Origin of the sequence: Escherichia sp. MOD1-EC7003 (assembly GCF_002965065.1) — a bacterium.
GTDB lineage: Bacteria > Pseudomonadota > Gammaproteobacteria > Enterobacterales > Enterobacteriaceae > Escherichia.
This window is the reverse complement of the sequence record NZ_PTRE01000116.1, coordinates 1-21,592: the sequence shown is the minus strand read 5'-3', so window position 1 is coordinate 21,592 and position 21,592 is coordinate 1. Positions and strand designations below refer to the sequence as shown.

Below are 21,592 nucleotides of genomic sequence, written 5' to 3'. Positions count from 1 at the left end.
TTTATTGCAATCGGTTGCTAAACCGCATTTTGCGGAGTGATCTTGATCACAGAATAAAAAGTAATCATCAGGTTACATATATTTCAGATACGTAAAATTAAGTAAAGGGATGGCCTTGTTCTTGAAGGCTATTTAGAATCTCTTCACTTGCTTTTTTTCTGCTCTGTTTGTTAAGGAAATCTCATGTTCAAATCGACCCCAGCGGCGCTGGCTGCTGTTTTCGCTCTTTCTGCTCTTTCTCCCGCAGCAATGGCAGCGAAAGGGGACCCGCACGTATTGTTGACAACCTCAGCTGGTAACATCGAACTGGAGCTGGATAAACAAAAAGCGCCAGTGTCAGTGCAAAACTTTGTCGATTATGTGAACAGCGGTTTTTATAACAACACCACCTTTCATCGCGTCATTCCTGGCTTTATGATTCAGGGCGGCGGTTTCACCGAGCAGATGCAGCAGAAAAAACCAAACCCGCCAATCAAAAATGAAGCCGATAACGGCCTGCGCAACACGCGTGGCACCATCGCGATGGCGCGTACCGCTGACAAAGACAGCGCCACCAGCCAGTTCTTTATCAACGTTGCTGATAACGCTTTCCTTGACCACGGTCAGCGTGATTTCGGGTACGCAGTATTTGGTAAAGTAGTGAAAGGCATGGACGTTGCCGATAAGATTTCCCAGGTGCCGACTCATGACGTTGGTCCGTACCAGAATGTGCCGTCAAAACCGGTAGTTATCCTTTCTGCTAAAGTCCTGCCGTAATGATTTCTCGCGCGGGCAATCTTGCCCGCGCTTCTGCTCTCCCGGCGTAACCCGGATTTGCCGCTTATACTTGTGGCAAATGGACACGTTCAGGGAGGCATCAAGTGAAGAAACTCACCGATAAGCAAAAGTCCCGTCTCTGGGAGCTTCAGCGTAATCGTAATTTCCAGGCCAGTCGCCGCCTTGAAGGCGTCGAGATGCCAATCGTCACTCTTACTGTCGTAGAGGCTTTAGCGCGCCTTGAAGAACTGAGGAGGCACTATGAGCGATAAATTCGGCGAAGGGCGCGATCCGTATCTTTATCCTGGCCTTGATATCATGCGTAACCGGCTGAACATCCACCAGCAGCAGCGGCTGGAACAGGCCGCTTACGAAATGACGGCGCTGCGTGTTGCGACCATTGAGCTTGGTCCGTTGGTGCGAGGTTTACCGCATTTGCGCACTATCCATCGCCAGCTGTATCAGGATATTTTCGACTGGGCAGGGCAACTGCGTGAAGTTGATATTTATCAGGGGGATACGCCGTTCTGCCACTTTGCTTATATCGAAAAAGAGGGCAATGCCCTGATGCAGGATCTGGAGGAAGAAGGTTATCTGATTGGCCTGGATAAAGCGGAGTTTGTCGAGCGGCTGGCGCATTACTATTGTGAAATTAACGTGCTGCATCCCTTCCGAGTAGGAAGTGGTCTGGCACAGCGGATCTTCTTCGAGCAACTGGCGATTCATGCCGGATATCAACTGAGTTGGCAGGGTATTGAAAAAGAGGCCTGGAATCAGGCTAATCAGAGTGGGGCTATGGGGGATCTTACCGCGCTGCAGACGATATTTAGCAAAGTGGTAAGCGAAGCCGGAGAATCTGAGTAAAATAGCGCGGTTCTTTCGTACCGGAGCCGCCATGATCCTGCTTATTGATAACTACGATTCTTTTACCTGGAACCTCTACCAGTACTTTTGTGAACTGGGAGCAGATGTGCTGGTTAAGCGCAACGATGCGTTGACGTTAGCGGATATCGACGCCCTTAAACCACAAAAAATTGTCATCTCACCCGGACCCTGTACGCCAGATGAAGCCGGGATCTCCCTTGACGTTATTCGCCACTACGCCGGGCGCTTGCCGATTCTTGGCGTCTGCCTCGGTCACCAGGCAATGGCGCAGGCATTTGGCGGCAAAGTTGTACGTGCTGCAAAAGTCATGCACGGCAAAACCTCGCCGATTACGCATAGCGGTGAGGGGGTATTTCGGGGGCTGGCAAATCCACTCACCGTGACACGCTACCATTCGCTGGTGGTGGCGCCTGACTCATTACCCGCGTGCTTTGACGTGACTGCCTGGAGCGAAACCCGTGAGATTATGGGGATTCGCCATCGTCAGTGGGATCTGGAAGGTGTGCAGTTCCATCCAGAGAGTATTCTCAGCGAACAAGGACATCAACTGCTGGCTAATTTCCTGCATCGCTGATTTCTGATTGCTATTAAGTGATTTTTTATGCATATTTTGTGATTATAATTTCACATTGGTTTATGTGTAACAGGGTGATCATGAGATGGCAATTGAACAAACAGCAATTACACGCGCGACTTTCGATGAAGTGATCCTGCCGATTTATGCACCGGCAGAGTTTATTCCGGTAAAAGGTCAGGGCAGCAGAATCTGGGATCAGCAAGGCAAGGAGTATGTCGATTTCGCGGGTGGCATTGCAGTTACGGCGTTGGGCCATTGCCATCCTGCGCTGGTTAACGCCTTAAAAACCCAGGGTGAAACCTTGTGGCATATCAGTAACGTTTTTACCAATGAACCGGCGTTACGTCTTGGGCGTAAACTGATTGAGGCAACGTTTGCCGAACGTGTGGTGTTTATGAACTCCGGCACAGAAGCTAACGAAACAGCCTTTAAGCTGGCACGCCATTACGCCTGTGTGCGCCATAGCCCGTTCAAAACCAAAATTATTGCCTTCCATAACGCTTTTCATGGTCGTTCGCTGTTTACCGTTTCGGTGGGGGGACAGCCCAAATATTCCGACGGCTTTGGGCCAAAACCGGCAGACATCATCCACGTTCCCTTTAATGATCTCCATGCAGTGAAAGCGGTGATGGATGATCACACCTGTGCGGTGGTGGTTGAGCCTATTCAGGGCGAGGGCGGCGTGACGGCAGCGACGCCAGAGTTTTTGCAGGGTTTGCGCGAGCTGTGCGATCAACATCAGGCATTATTGGTGTTTGATGAGGTGCAGTGCGGGATGGGGCGGACTGGCGATTTGTTTGCTTACATGCACTACGGCGTGACGCCGGATATTCTGACCTCTGCGAAAGCGTTAGGCGGCGGCTTCCCGATTAGCGCCATGCTGACCACGGCAGAGATTGCTTCTGCGTTTCATCCAGGTTCTCACGGTTCCACCTATGGCGGTAATCCGCTGGCCTGTGCGGTAGCGGGCGCGGCGTTTGATATCATCAATACGCCGGAGGTGCTGGAAGGTATTAACGCGAAACGCCAGCGTTTTGTAGACCATTTGCAGAAGATAGATCAGCAGTACGATGTGTTTAGCGATATTCGCGGTATGGGATTGTTGATTGGCGCAGAACTGAAACCACAATACAAAGGCCAGGCGCGTGATTTTCTGTATGCGGGCGCAGAGGCTGGCGTAATGGTGCTGAACGCCGGACCGGATGTAATGCGCTTTGCGCCGTCGCTGGTGGTGGAAGATGCGGATATCGACGAAGGTATGCAACGTTTTGCCCACGCGGTGGCGAAGGTGGTTGGGGGGTAAAATGGGAGTCGGCCTGATAAGACGCGTAGCGTCGCCTCCGGCATTCGTGCGCCGATTGTCGGATGCGGCGTGAACGCCTTATCCGACCTACGGTTTGGTTCTGGCAATGGTTACATTACACCTTCGAATCCCGCAACTTGCGACTCAACCAAATCCCGTGATGCGGTCGCTGTCGCCACGCCATCGACGAAATGGTGTGCATAGTGTTCAGATGACCAATAACCCGCTGTAAATGCTGCTCCAGCGTGCTTGCCGCACCTTCGTGCGGCTGCATCTCCGGCGAATCCATGATATTGGCATCGCCAGAACTACCTGGTTCGTCATACTCCAGCCGCTGCTGACAACGCTGAATGGCGATTTCACAAGACTGCAAATACTCCTGTGCCAGTTCCGGTGGTAATGCCCGATGTTCCCGCGCCAGCGTGGTCATGGCATTGATATGCTCAACAATAAACTGACTGTGCGTTACCCACAGTTTCATATCTGCCAGATAATGGCTGTTAAACGCCGGTTCCTGCATCGCCTGATTCAATGAGTTATACAAGGTGTTATGCGCCTGGTTAACCCGCATTCGTTGCCAGGCCAGTGGCGTTGGTTGCGGGGCCTCGCTCAGAATCAAGCGAATCGCTTCCTGATAGGCTTCTAAAGCGTCATGGGCGTTCTTACGCAATAACCCGCTCTGCCACTGCGGCCACAGCCAGACAGTACCGCCAAAAGCAATTAAACAACCAATAATGGTATCGATAAGACGCGGAAGGATGTACTGCTCACCGTTTAGCCACAACAGTTGCAGGGTATACACCGCGGTAATGGTAAAACCAACCGTCGCCCAGCCGTAATTTTTGCGCAATATCAGATAGCTGGCGAGGGTGGTAATCAGCATCAAAGTCAGGGTGTAACCTTCGGGAATTTTAAAGTGTAACGCAACGCCCGCAATAATTAACCCGACCACGGTTCCCACGGAGCGATTCACAATCCGTAGACGGGTTGCGCCGTAACCATTCTGCGTCACCAGTAACACCGTCATCAGGATCCAGTACGACTTCGGCAGATGTAGTGCGGTGCCCATCAGGCTCGCAACGCTTAACATCACACTGAGTCGTCCGGCATTGCGTAGCGCCGGAGATTTCAGTGAAAGATAACTTTTCAGCGCCGGAAGTAACGGCATTCGCCGCTGTTTATCGGCCAGTAAGTCACGGGTATAGAGCGGTTTTTGGGTGCGCAGCACGCGGGCGATGCGGCTGAAGTGCCAATAGCAGAATTGCCCAACAGGATTATCCGGATGCTGGCGAGCGATTTTTTCCAGTGCACCAATTTGTTTTTCCATCGTAAAACGCGTCGGCAGGCGATGGTAAAGAATGCCATCAGCCAGCACGCGCAGGCGAGTGGCGACGGTTTGCGCATTCCAGCGGATAACTTCTTCCGCATGGCTACGCTCGACCAGCTTTTGCACTTCTTCCGGCTGATGCAAACTGACCGATATATGCTCCTGCAAATCCAGCGCCTCCTGGAAAATGCGCAGCATCCGCTTGTAGTCAGTATTATTTTGCGCGGAAAGCATATGCATTTGCTGATAGCACTGGGTGATTAAATCGACCGCTTTTTGCTGGCGCACCAGCAGCGGCGGTAGCGCTTTTTCAGGGTCTGTGTGCTGGGTAAGCAGACTGTATTTGGCTTCACAATAATCTGCCAGTTCACGGTACAGCAAACTTAGTGACTCGCGCAGCGGTTGTTCGCGCCAGATCCAGAACCAAAACCAGTTAAACAATCCGTACCAAAGAGTACCCAGCGCATAGATGAGCAACGGTTCCCAGACCGGCATGTATCCCGCCAGACTGAGGGTAAAAATGGCGGCGAGCAGCGATGCGGGAAGCAATTTTGCGTGTAATGGTCCCAGCTCAGCAGTGACGCCAAGTACCAGCGTTAATCCGGTCAGCAAAAAAGGCAGGGGAACATCTTTTTCCAGTAGCAGCTGCGTCAGCAAGCTACAGATGGCAAACAGCGAAGCACCAATGATTAAGCGCTTGAAAAAACGTTTATGAGGCGTATCAAGGCCCGCAATATTGCAACAGGCAGGAACGAGGGAGAAGAGCAGACCGAATCGTAATTCGCCAAGCATTAACCCAACGGCCACGGGCAAACATAGCACCAGCGTTTGTCGTAGTGCATAGTTGATATCGGGGTGATAAATCAGTCTGCGCCACATCGGGGGAAACAAAATGGCGCGCTATTCAGTGACGCGCCACTCCGACGGGATTAACGAGTGCCGTAAACGACGATGGTTTTACCGTGTGCGGAGATCAGATTCTGATCTTCCAGCATCTTCAGAATGCGTCCCACGGTTTCACGAGAACAGCCGACAATCTGACCGATTTCCTGACGGGTAATTTTGATTTGCATACCGTCCGGGTGAGTCATAGCATCTGGTTGTTTTGCCAGATTCAGCAGAGTCTGTGCAATGCGGCCCGTCACGTCGAGGAACGCCAGGTTGCCCACTTTCTCTGAAGTGACTTGCAGACGACGCGCCATCTGTGCAGACAGACGCATCAGAATGTCCGGGTTTACCTGAATCAATTGGCGAAATTTTTTGTAGGAAATTTCAGCCACTTCACAGGCCGTTTTTGCACGTACCCATGCACTACGTTCCTGGCCTTCTTCAAACAGGCCCAATTCGCCAATAAAATCACCCTGATTCAGATAGGAGAGGATCATTTCTTTACCCTCTTCGTCTTTGATCAGCACTGCCACAGAGCCTTTAACGATGTAGTACAGCGTTTCCGCTTTTTCACCCTGGTGAATAAGCGTGCTCTTGGAGGGGTACTTATGAATGTGGCAATGAGACAAGAACCATTCGAGAGTCGGGTCTGTTTGCGGTTTGCCAAGCACCATGCGCGGTTATCCTCTGTTATAAGCTTTCTCCAGAGCCAGAAAACGCCGCTGTCTCTGGATTGCCGAAATATGCTTCCCGCTACCTGGGAAGGGGCTATCAATTGTACTGCACGGGAATGTGACGTCCTTTGCATACATGCAGTACATCAATGTATTACTGTAGCATCTTGACTGTTTTAGCATAGCTTTCGCCGTGTGTCTCCTGGTGTCTCGCTTCAGCTTGACTCAGGTCGCCTTCTGTTGCGCGATTTGCTCAGTACGCGTACGCTGTGAATAAATTTGACGCAGTGGAGTGGCAAAAATGCAAGCGCGAGTGAAATGGGTCGAAGGGTTAACTTTTCTGGGCGAATCTGCCTCTGGTCACCAGATTTTAATGGACGGCAACTCAGGCGATAAAGCACCAAGTCCGATGGAAATGGTGTTGATGGCGGCGGGGGGGTGCAGTGCCATCGATGTGGTTTCTATCCTGCAAAAAGGGCGTCAGGATGTGGTTGATTGTGAAGTGAAATTGACCTCTGAACGCCGCGAAGAGGCACCACGCCTGTTTACGCACATTAATCTGCATTTTATCGTCACCGGTCGTGGCCTGAAGGACGCCGCAGTTGCGCGTGCAGTTGATCTCTCTGCCGAGAAATATTGTTCAGTAGCGCTGATGCTGGAAAAAGCGGTCAATATTACTCACTCGTATGAAGTGGTTGCCGCGTGATTTAACTATCCCGTTGTGAAGCCGGATAGTATTTTATCCGGCGTAATAGCAGCGTTACTCGATTTTCTTCCCTTCCATTAATCGTTGCACCAGCGGCAGCATAATTAATTCCATTGCCAGTCCCATTTTGCCGCCCGGCACCACTAAAGTATTGATGTGGGAAATGAATGAGCCTTGCAACATCGCCAGCAGCCAGGGGAAATCGATCCCTTCCAGATTACGAAAATGGATCACCACAAAGCTTTCATCCAGCGATGGGATACCTTTTGCCGCAAACGGGTTTGAAGTGTCGACGGTGGGAACGCGCTGGAAGTTAAGATGGGTGCGGGAAAACTGTGGCGTGATGTAGTTGATATAGTCCTCCATTGAACGCACTACCGAGTCCATCACCGCCTCTCGTGAGTGCCCGCGCTCGCTGGTGTCGCGGATCAGTTTTTGAATCCACTCAAGGTTAACGATAGGCACCACGCCGACCAGTAAGTCCACATGCTGCGCAACGTTATGCTGTGGCGTGACTACGCCGCCGTGTAAACCTTCATAAAACAGTACATCAGTGGGTTCCGGTAAAGGTTGCCATGGGGTGAATGTCCCTGGCACCTGATTCCACGGTACGGCTTCGTCGTAGGTATGCAGATATTTGCGAGATTTCCCTTTGCCGCTCTGACCGTATTCAATGAAGGTTTGTTCCAGCAGGCCGAAGTCGTTAGCTTCGGGGCCGAAGTAGCTGATATGCCGCCCGGCGTCGCGTGCTTTGCGGATCGCCATGTCCATTTCCGGGCGGGTGTAGCGGTGAAAACTGTCGCCTTCCACCTCGGCTGCATGCAGATTTAACTGCGCGAATATTTTACGAAACGCGAGGCTGGTGGTGGTGGTTCCCGCGCCGCTGGACCCTGTTACCGCAATGACCGGATGTTTGGCAGACATAGTAACTCCATGACTTAGCTATCATTATTATCTCGTCCACCGACGGCTGCAGGCTATTCGCGAAACTGACTGCGCGGCATGATATTGACCGTTTCGTGCAGCTCAGACCATACCAGTACCGCTTCTCCGCACTGTAGCTGGCGTTTGACGTCGGCGACTTTCTGTTCAAGTGTACGCTCATGTTCACCATAATCGGTGCCTTCACGTAACACAAAGCTTTCAATTAAATTTTCCAGCGTTTCGGGGGAGAGGTCTTGCCACGGAATCAACATGATTTCGCCTCCAGATACGTTGTTAACCAGTCAGGAATACGTGACTCCAGCCACATTTGCGGATGAAGTAATGTACCGCCAATAAAGCCAACATGACCGCCATGTTCAGTCAGTTGATACTCCACCTGCGGGGGGAGATTCTCCGGTTTCGGGATCACCTGATGATCCATAAACAGATCGTCTTTGGCGTGAATAATCAGTGTCGGTTTGGCGATCCGATTGAGCATTGGCATGGCGCTACACTGACGATAATAGTCGATAGCGTCGGCGTAGCCGTGAATTCTGGCGGTGATCAGATCGTCAAATTCACGGATGCGACGTACCGATTTTAGCTGCGCGAGATTAATCGGCAGCGTTCCGGGGTAGGCTGCCAGTTTGCGCGCAGCATTGGCTTTTAACAGGTTCAGCAAGTACCGCTGATAAACGCGGGAAAAGCCCTTTTCCATATGGTAACTACAGGCTTCCAGCATAAACGGTGCAGAGACAATCACTGCGGCATCAATCGGGAGATCATTGCCCTCTTTTGCCAGCAAACAGGCCAGCATATTACCGCCGAGCGAATAGCCGACGGCAGCCGTTAGTGCATGACCAAACTCGCGTTGTAGCCAGCGTAAAAACCAACTGGCATCTTCGGTTTCGCCCGAGTGGTAAATGCGGTGCATACGGTTTGGTTCACCGCTGCATCCGCGAAAATGCATCACTACGCCCAGCCAACCGCGCTTTTGCGCTGCCTCAACCAGACCGTGGGCGTAAGGGCTATTGAGACTGCCTTCGAGCCCGTGAAACACCACTAAACGCGGTCTATGTTTCGCCTGCGCAGGATCTTCACTCCACGCGAGATCGACAAAATCGCCGTCGGGCAACTCCAGTCGCTGCCAGTGTGGGGTAAATTTCACCTGGCGACGAAACAGACGCGGCAGCATGGTTTGTAGATGACAATTGCGAAAGCCGCGCATAGGGGTGAATTCAGCAGTGTTGCTGAATTCATTGGCATCGGTCGTCGTTACCTGCGCCATCAGTTGCTTTGGCCTTCCAGCAGCATCTGCTCAAGCTGCTCCTGGGCTTCCAGCCACGCCATTTCGCACTCTTCCAGCCCGGACCTGGCACTGGCTTGCTGTTGCAGACAGGAGGTCAGTTCCGCTTTACGGCTCTGATCGTACAGTTCGCTGTCGCCGAGTTTCTCTTCTGCCTGTGCCAGTTGCGCGTTCAGCTTCTCCATCTCTTTTTCCAGACGGGCAATCTCTTTACGCAGCGGCTGGGTTTGCGCACGCAGCTCCGCTTCCCGACGCTTCTGGTCTTTACGAGCCTGGGCGCTGTTCGCATTCTCTTTTGGCGCTTCGTCGGCCTGGTTTTCCTGCTTTTGTACATCGCTCAACCACTGTTGATAATCTTCCAGATCGCCGTCGAACGGTTCAACTTTACGATCATGGACCAGATAGAGATCGTCAGTGGTAGAACGCAGCAAATGACGGTCGTGCGAAACGACAACCAACGCGCCTTCAAACTCGATCAACGCTTCAGTCAGTGCCTGACGCATGTCGAGGTCAAGGTGGTTAGTCGGTTCGTCGAGCAGCAGCAGATTAGGACGTTGCCAGACGATTAATGCCAGCACCAGGCGGGCTTTTTCCCCACCGGAAAAGCGGCGCGTTTCTTCCGTTACTTTATCGCCCTGAAAACCAAAGCCGCCGAGGTAATCACGCAGTTTTTGTTCCAGCTCCTGCGGCGCTAAACGTGCCAGATGTTGAATAGGCGATTCATCGGCGCGCAGGTATTCCAGTTGATGCTGGGCGAAGTAACCCAGTTTGATCCCTTTCGCCAGGCCGATTTCACCGCTGATGGGCGCAAGTTCACCGGCTAATAGTTTGATTAATGTCGATTTACCTGCGCCGTTGCGGCCTAGCAGACCAATGCGCGAGCCGGGGACCAGGTTCAGTTTTATCGAGTCGAGAATAATGCGATCGCCATAGCCTGCGCTGACCTTTTCCATCTTCAGTAACGGATTTGGCAGGCTTTCCGGGGCGCGGAAGCTAAAGCGGAACGGGTTGTCGACATGCGCTGGGGCAATCAGCTCCATACGCTCAAGCATCTTAATGCGGCTCTGGGCCTGCTTCGCTTTGGTGGCTTTGGCACGGAAACGGTCGATATAACTTTGCAGATGCGCCACGCGTTCCTGCTGGCTTTCATACATCGCCTGTTGCTGCGCCAGACGGGTGGCGCGCTGTACTTCAAACGAGCTGTAGTTGCCGGTGTACTCGAACATGCTTTGTTGTTCGATATGAATAATTTTATCAACGATCGGATCGAGGAAGTCGCGGTCATGAGAGATCAGGATCAGCGTGCCCTGATAGCTCTTCAGCCATTTTTCCAGCCAGATAACGGCATCGAGATCGAGGTGGTTAGTGGGTTCGTCGAGTAGCAGCAAGTCTGAACGGCAAATCAGCGCCTGGGCGAGGTTAAGACGCATACGCCAGCCACCGGAGAAATCACTCACCGGGCGCTCCAGTTGTTCATTGCTGAAACCGAGACCGTGTAGCAGACTGGCAGCGCGGGAACGAATACTCCATGCGTCGATAGCGTCCAGCTTGCCGTGAATGGTGGCGATGGCATGCCCGTCGTTACGTTCGTTGGCGTCGTGGAGCTGCGCTTCCAGTTGGCGATATTCACGGTCGCCATCAATGACGTATTCCAGCGCCGCTTGCGGTAACGCTGGCGTTTCCTGATTCACCCATGCCAGTTGCCAGCTTCCCGGAAAGGTGTAGCTGCCCCCGTCGGCGCTGATTTCATTTTTCAGCAATGCCAGAAGGGTAGATTTACCGCAGCCGTTTTTACCCACCAGGCCGACTTTCTGCCCGGGGTTGATGGTGGCGGTGGCATTATCCAGCAGGACGCGCACGCCGCGACGAATTTGTAACGAGGAGAAAACAATCATAAGGCGCCGTATGTTCAGACTATGTTAACTTATCGTTATGATAATGTAATGTATGGGCGAGCTGCCGCACCGGGCGCAATGGTAGCCCAAAACAGCGACTATACACAAAAACCATACCGGGAGGGGGATGATGTCTCAGCCAGCGAAAGTTTTGCTGCTGTATGCCCATCCGGAATCTCAGGACTCGGTGGCAAACCGGGTACTGCTTAAACCGGCCACGCAGCTCAGCAATGTTACCGTGCACGATCTCTATGCGCACTATCCCGATTTTTTTATTGATATCCCCCGTGAGCAGGCATTACTGCGCGAACATGAGGTGATTGTTTTTCAGCATCCTCTTTATACCTATAGCTGCCCGGCGCTACTGAAAGAGTGGCTGGACCGGGTATTAAGCCGTGGTTTTGCCAGCGGGCCAGAGGGAAACCAACTGGCGGGAAAGTACTGGCGTAGCGTGATCACCACCGGCGAGCCGGAAAGTGCTTACCGTTATGACGCGTTGAATCGCTACCCGATGAGCGATGTTCTGCGCCCCTTTGAACTGGCGGCGGGCATGTGCCGGATGCATTGGTTAAGCCCCATCATTATTTACTGGGCGAGGCGGCAAAGCGCACAGGAGCTGGCGAGCCATGCCAGAGCCTACGGTGATTGGCTGGCAAATCCGCTGTCTCCAGGAGGTCGCTGATGGAAGGTTCCGATTTTTTACTGGCGGGAGTGCTGTTTCTCTTCGCGGCGGTGGCTGCGGTGCCGTTGGCATCGCGACTGGGAATTGGCGCAGTGTTGGGATATTTGCTGGCAGGGATTGCGATTGGCCCGTGGGGGCTTGGGTTTATTAGCGACGTCGATGAGATCCTCCACTTTTCGGAACTCGGCGTGGTGTTCCTGATGTTTATCATCGGCCTGGAGTTGAATCCCTCCAAGCTTTGGCAACTACGGCGTTCGATTTTTGGCGTAGGCGCGGCACAGGTGCTGTTAAGCGCGGCGTTGCTGGCGGGATTATTGATGCTGACGGATTTCGCCTGGCAGGCGGCGGTGGTCGGTGGCATTGGCCTTGCGATGTCTTCGACCGCAATGGCGTTGCAACTGATGCGTGAGAAAGGGATGAATCGCAGCGAATCCGGGCAGCTAGGTTTTTCGGTTCTGCTGTTTCAGGATCTGGCGGTGATCCCTGCACTGGCGTTAGTGCCGTTGTTGGCGGGGTCGGCAGACGAGCATTTCGACTGGATGAAAGTCGGCATGAAGGTGCTGGCGTTTGTCGGCATGCTGATTGGCGGGCGCTATTTACTGCGTCCGGTATTCCGTTTTATTGCCGCTTCTGGCGTGCGGGAAGTGTTCACCGCCGCGACGCTGCTGCTGGTGTTGGGTTCCGCATTGTTTATGGATGCGCTGGGACTGTCGATGGCGCTCGGTACGTTTATTGCGGGCGTGCTGCTGGCAGAAAGCGAATATCGCCATGAACTGGAAACGGCTATCGATCCATTTAAAGGCTTGCTGCTTGGTTTGTTCTTTATCTCTGTCGGCATGTCGCTCAACCTCGGGGTGCTTTATACCCATCTGTTGTGGGTGGTGTTAAGCGTTATTGTGTTGGTGGCGGTGAAAATTCTTGTGCTGTATCTGCTGGCGCGCCTGTATGGCGTGCGCAGTTCCGAGCGTATGCAGTTTGCTGGCGTGTTGAGTCAGGGCGGCGAATTTGCCTTTGTGCTCTTTTCTACCGCTTCTTCGCAACGTTTATTCCAGGGCGACCAGATGGCGCTGTTGCTGGTGACGGTAACGCTTTCCATGATGACCACGCCTCTGCTGATGAAGTTGGTAGATAAATGGCTATCTCGCCAGTTTAACGGACCGGAAGAAGAGGATGAAAAACCGTGGGTCAACGATGATAAACCGCAAGTTATTGTCGTGGGCTTTGGACGTTTTGGTCAGGTGATTGGCCGTTTGCTGATGGCAAATAAAATGCGCATTACTGTGCTGGAGCGGGATATCAGTGCCGTTAACCTGATGCGCAAATATGGCTACAAAGTTTATTACGGCGACGCCACGCAGGTAGATCTTTTACGTTCTGCGGGGGCAGAGGCCGCAGAATCTATCGTCATTACCTGTAACGAGCCGGAAGACACCATGAAGCTGGTGGAGATTTGCCAGCAACACTTCCCGCATTTGCATATTCTTGCGCGAGCGCGCGGACGTGTGGAGGCGCATGAGTTATTACAGGCTGGGGTGACGCAGTTTTCTCGTGAGACATTCTCCAGTGCGTTAGAGCTGGGGCGCAAGACGCTGGTCACGCTTGGCATGCATCCGCATCAGGCGCAGCGGGCGCAACTGCATTTTCGCCGCCTGGATATGCGGATGCTGCGAGAGCTTATCCCGATGCATGCCGATACCGTACAAATTTCTCGCGCCAGGGAAGCGCGACGCGAACTGGAAGAGATTTTCCAGCGTGAGATGCAACAAGAACGACGCCAGCTGGACGGCTGGGATGAATTTGAGTAGAGGTAAAGATGACAATCCGGAAACGTTTTATTGCGGGTGCAAAATGCCCGGCCTGTCAGGCACAGGATTCAATGGCGATGTGGCGTGAAAATAATATTGATATTGTTGAATGCGTTAAGTGCGGACACCAGATGCGAGAAGCCGACAAAGAAGCCCGCGATCACGTTCGCAAAGATGAGCAAGTGATCGGGATTTTTCATCCGGACTAGCGATATGCGCCGAGTTTTTTTAAGCTAGTGAGTACACGGCTGCAGAATTCCGCTACAATCTGCGCCACTATTCTTCCCATGCTCAGGAGATATCATGAAAGTAGCAAAAGACCTGGTGGTCAGCCTGGCCTATCAGGTACGTACAGAAGACGGTGTGTTGGTTGATGAGTCTCCGGTGAGTGCGCCGCTGGACTACCTGCATGGTCACGGTTCCCTGATCTCTGGCCTGGAAACGGCGCTGGAAGGTCATGAAGTTGGCGACAAATTTGATGTCGCTGTTGGCGCGAACGACGCTTACGGTCAGTACGACGAAAACCTGGTGCAGCGCGTTCCTAAAGACGTATTTATGGGCGTTGATGAACTGCAGGTAGGTATGCGTTTCCTGGCTGAAACCGACCAGGGGCCGGTACCGGTTGAAATCACTGCGGTTGAAGACGATCACGTTGTGGTTGACGGTAACCACATGCTGGCCGGTCAGAACCTGAAATTCAACGTTGAAGTTGTGGCGATTCGCGAAGCGACCGAAGAAGAACTGGCTCATGGTCACGTTCACGGCGCGCACGATCATCATCACGATCACGACCACGACGGTTGCTGCGGTGGTCACGGCCACGATCACGGTCATGAACACGGTGGCGAAGGTTGCTGCGGTGGTAAAGGTAACGGCGGTTGCGGTTGCCACTAATACCGAAACGGTGACAAAAAAGCGGGGGAGTCCCCGCTTTTTTTCGCCTTAATAATGTGGCGGTGGCGTTTCTTCGGCCTGCGACGCGATGTTCGATGGCTGGCTGGCTTTTAACTTCTCGGTCAGCAGACGCAGATGATCGCGCAGTTTCGCCATCTCCATTTCATGAGCGGTCACCGTGACGTTCAGTTCTTCAATGGTGATTTCCTGAAAAGCCAGTCGGCTCTCCAGCTCTGCCAGGCGTGCTTCCAATGATAAATCCTGCATGATTCACCTCTTTTGTCGAATGGTCGCCGCGGATTCTACTTAACTTTGCTGTCCGAGACAGCACTCATTTCTCGCTCATCGAAACTAATTTAAACAAAAAGAGTCTGAAAATAGATGATAATAGGGCGTGTCTGTATGTAGATTTGTTCGACAACGCTTTATAGTACCCTTCTGATAATAGTTAACCCAGGGGTGAGATGCCCCGATCCTGGAGATATGGATGAAATCACTGTTTAAAGTAACGCTGCTGGCGACCACAATGGCCGTTGCCCTGCATGCACCAATCACATTTGCTGCTGAAGCTGCAAAACCTGCTACAACTGCTGACAGCAAAGCAGCGTTCAAAAATGACGACCAGAAATCAGCTTATGCACTGGGTGCTTCGCTGGGTCGTTACATGGAAAACTCTCTTAAAGAGCAAGAAAAACTGGGCATCAAACTGGATAAAGATCAGCTGATCGCTGGTGTTCAGGATGCATTTGCTGATAAGAGCAAACTCTCCGATCAAGAGATCGAACAGACTCTGCAAGCGTTTGAAACACGCGTGAAGTCTTCTGCTCAGGCGAAGATGGAAAAAGACGCGGCTGATAACGAAGCAAAAGGTAAAGAGTACCGCGAGAAATTTGCCAAAGAGAAAGGTGTGAAAACCTCGTCAACGGGTCTGGTTTATCAGGTAGTAGAAGCCGGTAAAGGCGAAGCACCGAAAGATAGCGATACTGTTGTAGTGAACTACAAAGGTACGCTGATCGACGGTAAAGAGTTCGACAACTCTTACACCCGTGGTGAACCGCTCTCTTTCCGTCTGGATGGTGTGATCCCAGGTTGGACAGAAGGTCTGAAGAACATTAAGAAAGGCGGTAAGATCAAACTGGTTATTCCACCAGAACTGGCTTACGGCAAAGCGGGTGTTCCGGGGATCCCACCGAATTCTACCCTGGTCTTTGACGTAGAGCTGCTGGATGTGAAACCAGCGCCGAAGGCTGATGCGAAAGCCGCAGATTCTGCTAAAAAATAAGCACTAAGAATCGCCGCCTGACCAGGCGGCGGTTTTTTTATTACAGGCTGGATATAATTAGTGCTGGAAAGCGGAACCTCCGCTGTATTAATTTAGTTCCCCGCATCATTAATGAGCCTGCCCTGAAAAGTTAATGACAGGCTCCTGAAAAGGAGTGTTTTTTTTCATGTCCAGGTCGCTTTTAACCAACGAAACCAGTGAGTTGGATTTACTGGATCAACGTCCTTTCGACCAGACCGATTTTGATATTCTGAAATCCTACGAAGCGGTAGTGGATGGGTTAGCGATGCTCATCGGCTCCCACTGTGAAATCGTTTTGCACTCTTTGCAGGATTTAAAATGTTCAGCCATTCGCATTGCTAACGGTGAACATACAGGTCGGCAAATTGGTTCGCCAATTACTGATCTGGCGCTACGTATGCTGCACGATATGACGGGAGCGGATAGCAGTGTTTCTAAATGCTACTTTACTCGAGCCAAAAGCGGCGTATTAATGAAGTCCCTGACCATCGCGATTCGTAACCGCGAACAGCGTGTAATTGGTCTGCTGTGCATCAATATGAATCTTGATGTTCCCTTCTCTCAGATTATGAGCACTTTTGTGCCGCCAGAAACCCCGGATGTCGGTTCAAGCGTCAACTTTGCCTCTTCTGTTGAAGATCTGGTTACCCAAACGCTGGAGTTCACCATCGAAGAAGTGAATGCCGATCGCAATGTTTCTAATAACGCCAAAAATCGTCAGATCGTGCTGAATCTCTACGAGAAAGGGATCTTCGATATTAAAGATGCGATCAACCAGGTGGCTGACCGTCTGAACATCTCCAAACACACTGTCTATCTCTACATCCGCCAGTTCAAGAGCGGTGATTTCCAGGGGCAAGATAAGTAATGCGTTTTGCCATCGTGGTGACCGGGCCAGCATATGGTACGCAACAGGCGAGTAGTGCTTTTCAGTTTGCGCAGGCGCTGATAGCAGAAGGCCATGAGTTAAGCAGCGTCTTTTTCTATCGGGAAGGGGTCTATAACGCTAACCAATTGGCCTCACCGGCAAGCGACGAATTTGACCTTGTGCGCGGCTGGCAACAGTTGAATGCGCAACATGGTGTGGCGCTGAATATCTGCGTAGCGGCAGCATTACGTCGTGGCGTTGTTGATGAAACGGAAGCCGGAAGACTGGGACTGGCTTCATCAAACCTTCAGCCGGGATTTACCTTAAGCGGACTTGGCGCGCTGGCGGAAGCTTCGCTGACCTGTGACAGGGTGGTACAGTTCTGATGAAACGAATTGCGTTTGTTTTTTCTACTGCACCTCACGGTACAGCTGCAGGCCGGGAAGGTTTAGATGCTTTACTGGCAACTTCCGCATTAACTGACGATCTGGCCGTCTTCTTTATTGCTGATGGCGTTTTTCAGCTGCTGCCAGGACAAAAGCCCGATGCGGTGCTGGCGCGTGATTACATTGCCACTTTTAAATTGTTGGCTCTGTACGACATTGAACAGTGCTGGGTTTGTGCGGCGTCACTACACGAACGCGGGTTAGATCCGCAGATCCCCTTTGTTGTCGAAGCTACGCCGCTCGAAGCGGATGCCTTACGCCGCGAACTCGCCAACTACGATGTTATTTTGAGGTTTTGAGGCGTTTATGCTGCACACATTACATCGTTCACCCTGGCTGACGGATTTTTCTGCGCTGCTGCGTCTGCTCAGTGAGGGCGACGAACTGCTGTTATTGCAGGATGGCGTAACTGCCGCAGTTGACGGTAACCGCTACCTTGAAAGTCTGCGTAATGCCCCCATTAAGGTCTATGCCCTGAACGAAGACCTTATTGCCCGAGGTTTGACTGGTCAAATTTCGAACGACATCATTCTCATTGACTATACTGATTTCGTCAGACTTACGGTTAAACACTCCAGCCAGATGGCCTGGTGATGGCGGGATCGTTGTATATTTCTTGACACCTTTTCGGCATCGCCCTAAAATTCGGCGTCCTCATATTGTGTGAGGACGTTTTATTACGTGTTTACGAAGCAAAAGCTAAAACCAGGAGCTATTTAATGGCAACAGTTAACCAGCTGGTACGCAAACCACGTGCTCGCAAAGTTGCGAAAAGCAACGTGCCTGCGCTGGAAGCATGCCCGCAAAAACGTGGCGTATGTACTCGTGTATATACTACCACTCCTAAAAAACCGAACTCCGCGCTGCGTAAAGTATGCCGCGTTCGTCTGACTAACGGTTTCGAAGTGACTTCCTACATCGGTGGTGAAGGTCACAACCTGCAGGAGCACTCCGTGATCCTGATCCGTGGCGGTCGTGTTAAAGACCTCCCGGGTGTTCGTTACCACACCGTACGTGGTGCGCTTGACTGCTCCGGCGTTAAAGACCGTAAGCAGGCTCGTTCCAAGTATGGCGTGAAGCGTCCTAAGGCTTAATGGTTCTCCGTTAAGTAAGGCCAAACGTTTTAACTTAAATGTCAAACTAAACTCGTAGAGTTTTGGACAATCCTGAATTAACAACGGAGTATTTCCATGCCACGTCGTCGCGTCATTGGTCAGCGTAAAATTCTGCCGGATCCGAAGTTCGGATCAGAACTGCTGGCTAAATTTGTCAATATCCTGATGGTAGATGGTAAAAAATCTACTGCTGAATCTATCGTATACAGCGCGCTGGAGACCCTGGCTCAGCGCTCTGGTAAATCTGAACTGGAAGCATTCGAAGTAGCTCTCGAAAACGTGCGCCCGACTGTAGAAGTTAAGTCTCGCCGCGTTGGTGGTTCTACTTATCAGGTACCAGTTGAAGTCCGTCCGGTTCGTCGTAATGCTCTGGCAATGCGTTGGATCGTTGAAGCTGCTCGTAAACGCGGTGATAAATCCATGGCTTTGCGCCTGGCGAACGAACTTTCTGATGCTGCAGAAAACAAAGGTACTGCAGTTAAGAAACGTGAAGACGTTCACCGTATGGCCGAAGCCAACAAGGCGTTCGCACACTACCGTTGGTAATCCCTTCGGAGTTTTAGTCACCAGGCGGGCGCTTCCAGTAAGCAGCCCGCTTTGGGCTACTTAAATTGAACGCCTAAAAGATAAACGAGGAAACAAATGGCTCGTACAACACCCATCGCACGCTACCGTAACATCGGTATCAGTGCGCACATCGACGCCGGTAAAACCACTACTACCGAACGTATTCTGTTCTACACCGGTGTAAACCATAAAATCGGTGAAGTTCATGACGGCGCTGCAACCATGGACTGGATGGAGCAGGAGCAGGAACGTGGTATTACCATCACCTCCGCTGCGACTACTGCATTCTGGTCTGGTATGGCTAAGCAGTATGAGCCGCATCGCATCAACATCATCGACACCCCGGGGCACGTTGACTTCACAATCGAAGTAGAACGTTCCATGCGTGTTCTCGATGGTGCGGTAATGGTTTACTGCGCAGTTGGTGGTGTTCAGCCGCAGTCTGAAACCGTATGGCGTCAGGCAAACAAATATAAAGTTCCGCGCATTGCGTTCGTTAACAAAATGGACCGCATGGGTGCGAACTTCCTGAAAGTTGTTAACCAGATCAAAACCCGTCTGGGCGCGAACCCGGTTCCGCTGCAGCTGGCGATTGGTGCTGAAGAACATTTCACCGGTGTTGTTGACCTGGTGAAAATGAAAGCTATCAACTGGAACGACGCTGACCAGGGCGTAACCTTCGAATACGAAGATATCCCGGCAGACATGGTTGAACTGGCTAACGAATGGCACCAGAACCTGATCGAATCCGCAGCTGAAGCATCTGAAGAGCTGATGGAAAAATACCTGGGTGGTGAAGAACTGACTGAAGCAGAAATCAAAGGTGCTCTGCGTCAGCGCGTTCTGAACAACGAAATCATCCTGGTAACTTGTGGTTCTGCATTCAAGAACAAAGGTGTTCAGGCGATGCTGGATGCGGTAATTGATTACCTGCCATCCCCGGTTGACGTACCTGCGATCAACGGTATCCTGGACGACGGTAAAGACACGCCGGCTGAACGTCACGCAAGTGATGATGAGCCGTTCTCTGCACTGGCGTTCAAAATCGCTACCGACCCGTTTGTGGGTAACCTGACCTTCTTCCGTGTTTACTCCGGTGTGGTTAACTCTGGTGATACCGTACTGAACTCCGTGAAAGCTGCACGTGAGCGTTTCGGTCGTATCGTTCAGATGCACGCTAACAAACGTGAAGAGATCAAAGAAGTTCGCGCGGGCGACATCGCTGCTGCAATCGGTCTGAAAGACGTAACTACGGGTGACACCCTGTGTGACCCGGATGCGCCGATCATTCTGGAACGTATGGAATTCCCTGAGCCGGTAATCTCCATCGCAGTTGAACCGAAAACCAAAGCTGACCAGGAAAAAATGGGTCTGGCTCTGGGCCGTCTGGCTAAAGAAGACCCGTCTTTCCGTGTATGGACTGACGAAGAATCTAACCAGACCATTATCGCGGGTATGGGCGAACTGCACCTCGACATCATCGTTGACCGTATGAAGCGTGAATTCAACGTTGAAGCGAACGTAGGTAAACCGCAGGTTGCTTACCGTGAAACTATCCGCCAGAAAGTGACCGATGTTGAAGGTAAACACGCGAAACAGTCTGGTGGTCGTGGTCAGTATGGTCATGTTGTTATCGACATGTACCCGCTGGAGCCGGGTTCAAACCCGAAAGGCTACGAGTTCATCAACGACATTAAAGGTGGTGTAATCCCTGGCGAATACATCCCGGCCGTTGATAAAGGTATCCAGGAACAGCTGAAAGCAGGTCCGCTGGCAGGCTACCCGGTAGTAGACATGGGTATTCGTCTGCACTTCGGTTCTTACCATGACGTTGACTCCTCTGAACTGGCGTTTAAACTGGCTGCTTCTATCGCCTTTAAAGAAGGCTTTAAGAAAGCGAAACCAGTTCTGCTTGAGCCGATCATGAAGGTTGAAGTAGAAACTCCGGAAGAGAACACCGGTGACGTTATCGGTGACTTGAGCCGTCGTCGTGGTATGCTCAAAGGTCAGGAATCTGAAGTTACTGGCGTTAAGATCCACGCTGAAGTACCGCTGTCTGAAATGTTCGGATATGCAACTCAGCTGCGTTCTCTGACCAAAGGTCGTGCATCATACACCATGGAATTCCTGAAGTATGATGAAGCGCCGAGTAACGTTGCTCAGGCCGTAATTGAAGCCCGTGGTAAATAAGCCTAAGGGTTAATACCAAAGTCCCGTGCTCTCTCCTGAAGGGGAGAGCACTATAGTAAGGAATATAGCCGTGTCTAAAGAAAAATTTGAACGTACAAAACCGCACGTTAACGTTGGTACTATCGGCCACGTTGACCACGGTAAAACTACTCTGACCGCTGCAATCACCACCGTACTGGCTAAAACCTACGGCGGTGCTGCTCGCGCATTCGACCAGATCGATAACGCGCCGGAAGAAAAAGCACGTGGTATCACCATCAACACTTCTCACGTTGAATACGACACCCCGACCCGTCACTACGCACACGTAGACTGCCCGGGGCACGCTGACTATGTTAAAAACATGATCACCGGTGCTGCTCAGATGGACGGCGCGATCCTGGTAGTTGCTGCGACTGACGGCCCGATGCCGCAGACCCGTGAGCACATCCTGCTGGGTCGTCAGGTAGGCGTTCCGTACATCATCGTGTTCCTGAACAAA

26 protein-coding genes are annotated in these 21,592 nt (G+C 51.8%); 19 read left to right on the top strand and 7 right to left on the bottom strand.

Annotated elements, in window-relative coordinates; genetic code table 11:
- Positions 1-183 precede the first annotated feature (183 nt).
- From ppiA to argD, 5 genes are all read left to right on the top strand, one after another.
- Entirely contained in the window at positions 184-756 is a 573-nt protein-coding gene (ppiA, locus tag A7090_RS19085) for a peptidylprolyl isomerase A (RefSeq protein ID WP_105275193.1), read from the top strand.
- 104 nt (positions 757-860) lie between these two features.
- Positions 861-1,028 carry a YhfG family protein gene (locus A7090_RS19080; protein ID WP_105275192.1) on the top strand — a complete coding sequence of 56 codons (168 nt, stop codon included), beginning with the start codon at positions 861-863 and terminating at the stop codon, positions 1,026-1,028.
- Positions 1,018-1,620 (top strand): putative adenosine monophosphate-protein transferase Fic, encoded by a 603-nt coding sequence (locus A7090_RS19075; protein WP_105275191.1) that lies wholly within the window; start codon positions 1,018-1,020, stop codon positions 1,618-1,620. The genes A7090_RS19080 and A7090_RS19075 overlap by 11 nt, the downstream gene beginning before the upstream one ends.
- Before the next feature lie 31 nt (positions 1,621-1,651).
- On the top strand, positions 1,652-2,215 hold the full coding sequence (gene pabA / locus A7090_RS19070; RefSeq protein ID WP_105275190.1) for an aminodeoxychorismate synthase component 2: 564 nt from the start codon (positions 1,652-1,654) through the stop codon (positions 2,213-2,215).
- Between the two features lie 85 nt (positions 2,216-2,300).
- Positions 2,301-3,521, top strand: a complete 1,221-nt coding sequence (argD, locus tag A7090_RS19065) for a bifunctional acetylornithine/succinyldiaminopimelate transaminase (RefSeq protein ID WP_105275189.1) — start codon at positions 2,301-2,303, stop codon at positions 3,519-3,521.
- A 115-nt stretch (positions 3,522-3,636) separates the two neighbouring features.
- Here argD and A7090_RS19060 read toward each other — a convergent pair whose 3' ends face one another.
- Complete coding sequence (locus tag A7090_RS19060) at positions 3,637-5,727, bottom strand: YccS/YhfK family putative transporter (protein WP_123056972.1); 2,091 nt, start codon at positions 5,725-5,727, stop codon at positions 3,637-3,639.
- Positions 5,728-5,777: 50 nt separating this feature from the next.
- Positions 5,778-6,410 carry a cAMP-activated global transcriptional regulator CRP gene (gene crp / locus A7090_RS19055; RefSeq protein WP_000242755.1) on the bottom strand — a complete coding sequence of 211 codons (633 nt, stop codon included), beginning with the start codon at positions 6,408-6,410 and terminating at the stop codon, positions 5,778-5,780.
- Between the two features lie 301 nt (positions 6,411-6,711).
- On the opposite strand from crp, the gene A7090_RS19045 reads away from it, so the two are divergent.
- Positions 6,712-7,116, top strand: coding sequence for an OsmC family protein (locus A7090_RS19045; RefSeq protein ID WP_001590807.1), 405 nt, complete (start codon positions 6,712-6,714; stop codon positions 7,114-7,116).
- Positions 7,117-7,170: 54 nt separating this feature from the next.
- Here the strand turns inward: A7090_RS19045 and A7090_RS19040 are convergent, their stop codons facing one another.
- Genes A7090_RS19040 through A7090_RS19025 form a run of 4 tightly spaced genes read right to left on the bottom strand, consistent with a single transcriptional unit; the run spans position 7,171 to position 11,241 of the window.
- Positions 7,171-8,040 carry a phosphoribulokinase gene (locus A7090_RS19040; RefSeq protein ID WP_001274680.1) on the bottom strand — a complete coding sequence of 290 codons (870 nt, stop codon included), beginning with the start codon at positions 8,038-8,040 and terminating at the stop codon, positions 7,171-7,173.
- A gap of 53 nt (positions 8,041-8,093) precedes the next feature.
- On the bottom strand, positions 8,094-8,312 hold the full coding sequence (locus tag A7090_RS19035) for a YheU family protein (protein ID WP_000907085.1): 219 nt from the start codon (positions 8,310-8,312) through the stop codon (positions 8,094-8,096).
- Positions 8,306-9,328 carry a hydrolase gene (locus tag A7090_RS19030; protein WP_105275186.1) on the bottom strand — a complete coding sequence of 341 codons (1,023 nt, stop codon included), beginning with the start codon at positions 9,326-9,328 and terminating at the stop codon, positions 8,306-8,308. Before A7090_RS19030 ends, A7090_RS19035 begins: the two co-directional genes overlap by 7 nt.
- Positions 9,328-11,241, bottom strand: a complete 1,914-nt coding sequence (locus tag A7090_RS19025) for an ABC transporter ATP-binding protein (protein WP_105275185.1) — start codon at positions 11,239-11,241, stop codon at positions 9,328-9,330. The genes A7090_RS19030 and A7090_RS19025 overlap by 1 nt, the downstream gene beginning before the upstream one ends.
- A 130-nt stretch (positions 11,242-11,371) precedes the next feature.
- On the opposite strand from A7090_RS19025, the gene kefG reads away from it, so the two are divergent.
- From kefG to slyD, 4 genes are all read left to right on the top strand, one after another.
- A complete protein-coding gene (gene kefG / locus A7090_RS19015; protein ID WP_123056973.1) occupies positions 11,372-11,923 on the top strand; it encodes a glutathione-regulated potassium-efflux system ancillary protein KefG in 552 nt (183 codons plus the stop codon).
- A complete protein-coding gene (kefB, locus tag A7090_RS19010; RefSeq protein ID WP_105275183.1) occupies positions 11,923-13,728 on the top strand; it encodes a glutathione-regulated potassium-efflux system protein KefB in 1,806 nt (601 codons plus the stop codon). Before kefG ends, kefB begins: the two co-directional genes overlap by 1 nt.
- Before the next feature lie 8 nt (positions 13,729-13,736).
- Positions 13,737-13,937: a YheV family putative zinc ribbon protein gene (locus A7090_RS19005; RefSeq protein WP_105275182.1), complete on the top strand. Its 201-nt coding sequence runs from the start codon at positions 13,737-13,739 to the stop codon at positions 13,935-13,937.
- A 94-nt stretch (positions 13,938-14,031) separates the two neighbouring features.
- On the top strand, positions 14,032-14,622 hold the full coding sequence (gene slyD / locus A7090_RS19000; protein WP_000861334.1) for a peptidylprolyl isomerase: 591 nt from the start codon (positions 14,032-14,034) through the stop codon (positions 14,620-14,622).
- Positions 14,623-14,670: 48 nt separating this feature from the next.
- Here slyD and A7090_RS18995 read toward each other — a convergent pair whose 3' ends face one another.
- Positions 14,671-14,889 (bottom strand): protein SlyX, encoded by a 219-nt coding sequence (locus A7090_RS18995; protein WP_001153615.1) that lies wholly within the window; start codon positions 14,887-14,889, stop codon positions 14,671-14,673.
- Positions 14,890-15,109: 220 nt separating this feature from the next.
- On the opposite strand from A7090_RS18995, the gene fkpA reads away from it, so the two are divergent.
- From fkpA to A7090_RS18950, 9 genes are all read left to right on the top strand, one after another.
- Positions 15,110-15,904, top strand: a complete 795-nt coding sequence (fkpA, locus tag A7090_RS18990) for an FKBP-type peptidyl-prolyl cis-trans isomerase (protein ID WP_105275181.1) — start codon at positions 15,110-15,112, stop codon at positions 15,902-15,904.
- A 166-nt stretch (positions 15,905-16,070) separates the two neighbouring features.
- Positions 16,071-16,793 carry a helix-turn-helix transcriptional regulator gene (locus A7090_RS18985; protein WP_105275180.1) on the top strand — a complete coding sequence of 241 codons (723 nt, stop codon included), beginning with the start codon at positions 16,071-16,073 and terminating at the stop codon, positions 16,791-16,793.
- The gene (gene tusD, locus A7090_RS18980) at positions 16,793-17,179 is read left to right on the top strand and encodes a sulfurtransferase complex subunit TusD (protein WP_105275179.1); all 387 of its coding nucleotides are present in this window, start codon (positions 16,793-16,795) and stop codon (positions 17,177-17,179) included. Before A7090_RS18985 ends, tusD begins: the two co-directional genes overlap by 1 nt.
- Positions 17,179-17,538 carry a sulfurtransferase complex subunit TusC gene (gene tusC / locus A7090_RS18975; protein WP_105275178.1) on the top strand — a complete coding sequence of 120 codons (360 nt, stop codon included), beginning with the start codon at positions 17,179-17,181 and terminating at the stop codon, positions 17,536-17,538. Before tusD ends, tusC begins: the two co-directional genes overlap by 1 nt.
- Before the next feature lie 7 nt (positions 17,539-17,545).
- Positions 17,546-17,833: a sulfurtransferase complex subunit TusB gene (tusB, locus tag A7090_RS18970; protein WP_105275177.1), complete on the top strand. Its 288-nt coding sequence runs from the start codon at positions 17,546-17,548 to the stop codon at positions 17,831-17,833.
- 125 nt (positions 17,834-17,958) lie between these two features.
- On the top strand, positions 17,959-18,333 hold the full coding sequence (gene rpsL / locus A7090_RS18965) for a 30S ribosomal protein S12 (protein ID WP_000246815.1): 375 nt from the start codon (positions 17,959-17,961) through the stop codon (positions 18,331-18,333).
- 96 nt (positions 18,334-18,429) lie between these two features.
- Positions 18,430-18,900 carry a 30S ribosomal protein S7 gene (gene rpsG, locus A7090_RS18960; protein ID WP_001138043.1) on the top strand — a complete coding sequence of 157 codons (471 nt, stop codon included), beginning with the start codon at positions 18,430-18,432 and terminating at the stop codon, positions 18,898-18,900.
- A gap of 96 nt (positions 18,901-18,996) precedes the next feature.
- A complete protein-coding gene (gene fusA / locus A7090_RS18955; protein WP_000124700.1) occupies positions 18,997-21,111 on the top strand; it encodes an elongation factor G in 2,115 nt (704 codons plus the stop codon).
- A gap of 70 nt (positions 21,112-21,181) precedes the next feature.
- Positions 21,182-21,592, top strand: a 411-nt coding sequence (locus tag A7090_RS18950) for a GTP-binding protein (protein WP_000031718.1), incomplete at its 3' end; no start/stop codon positions are given.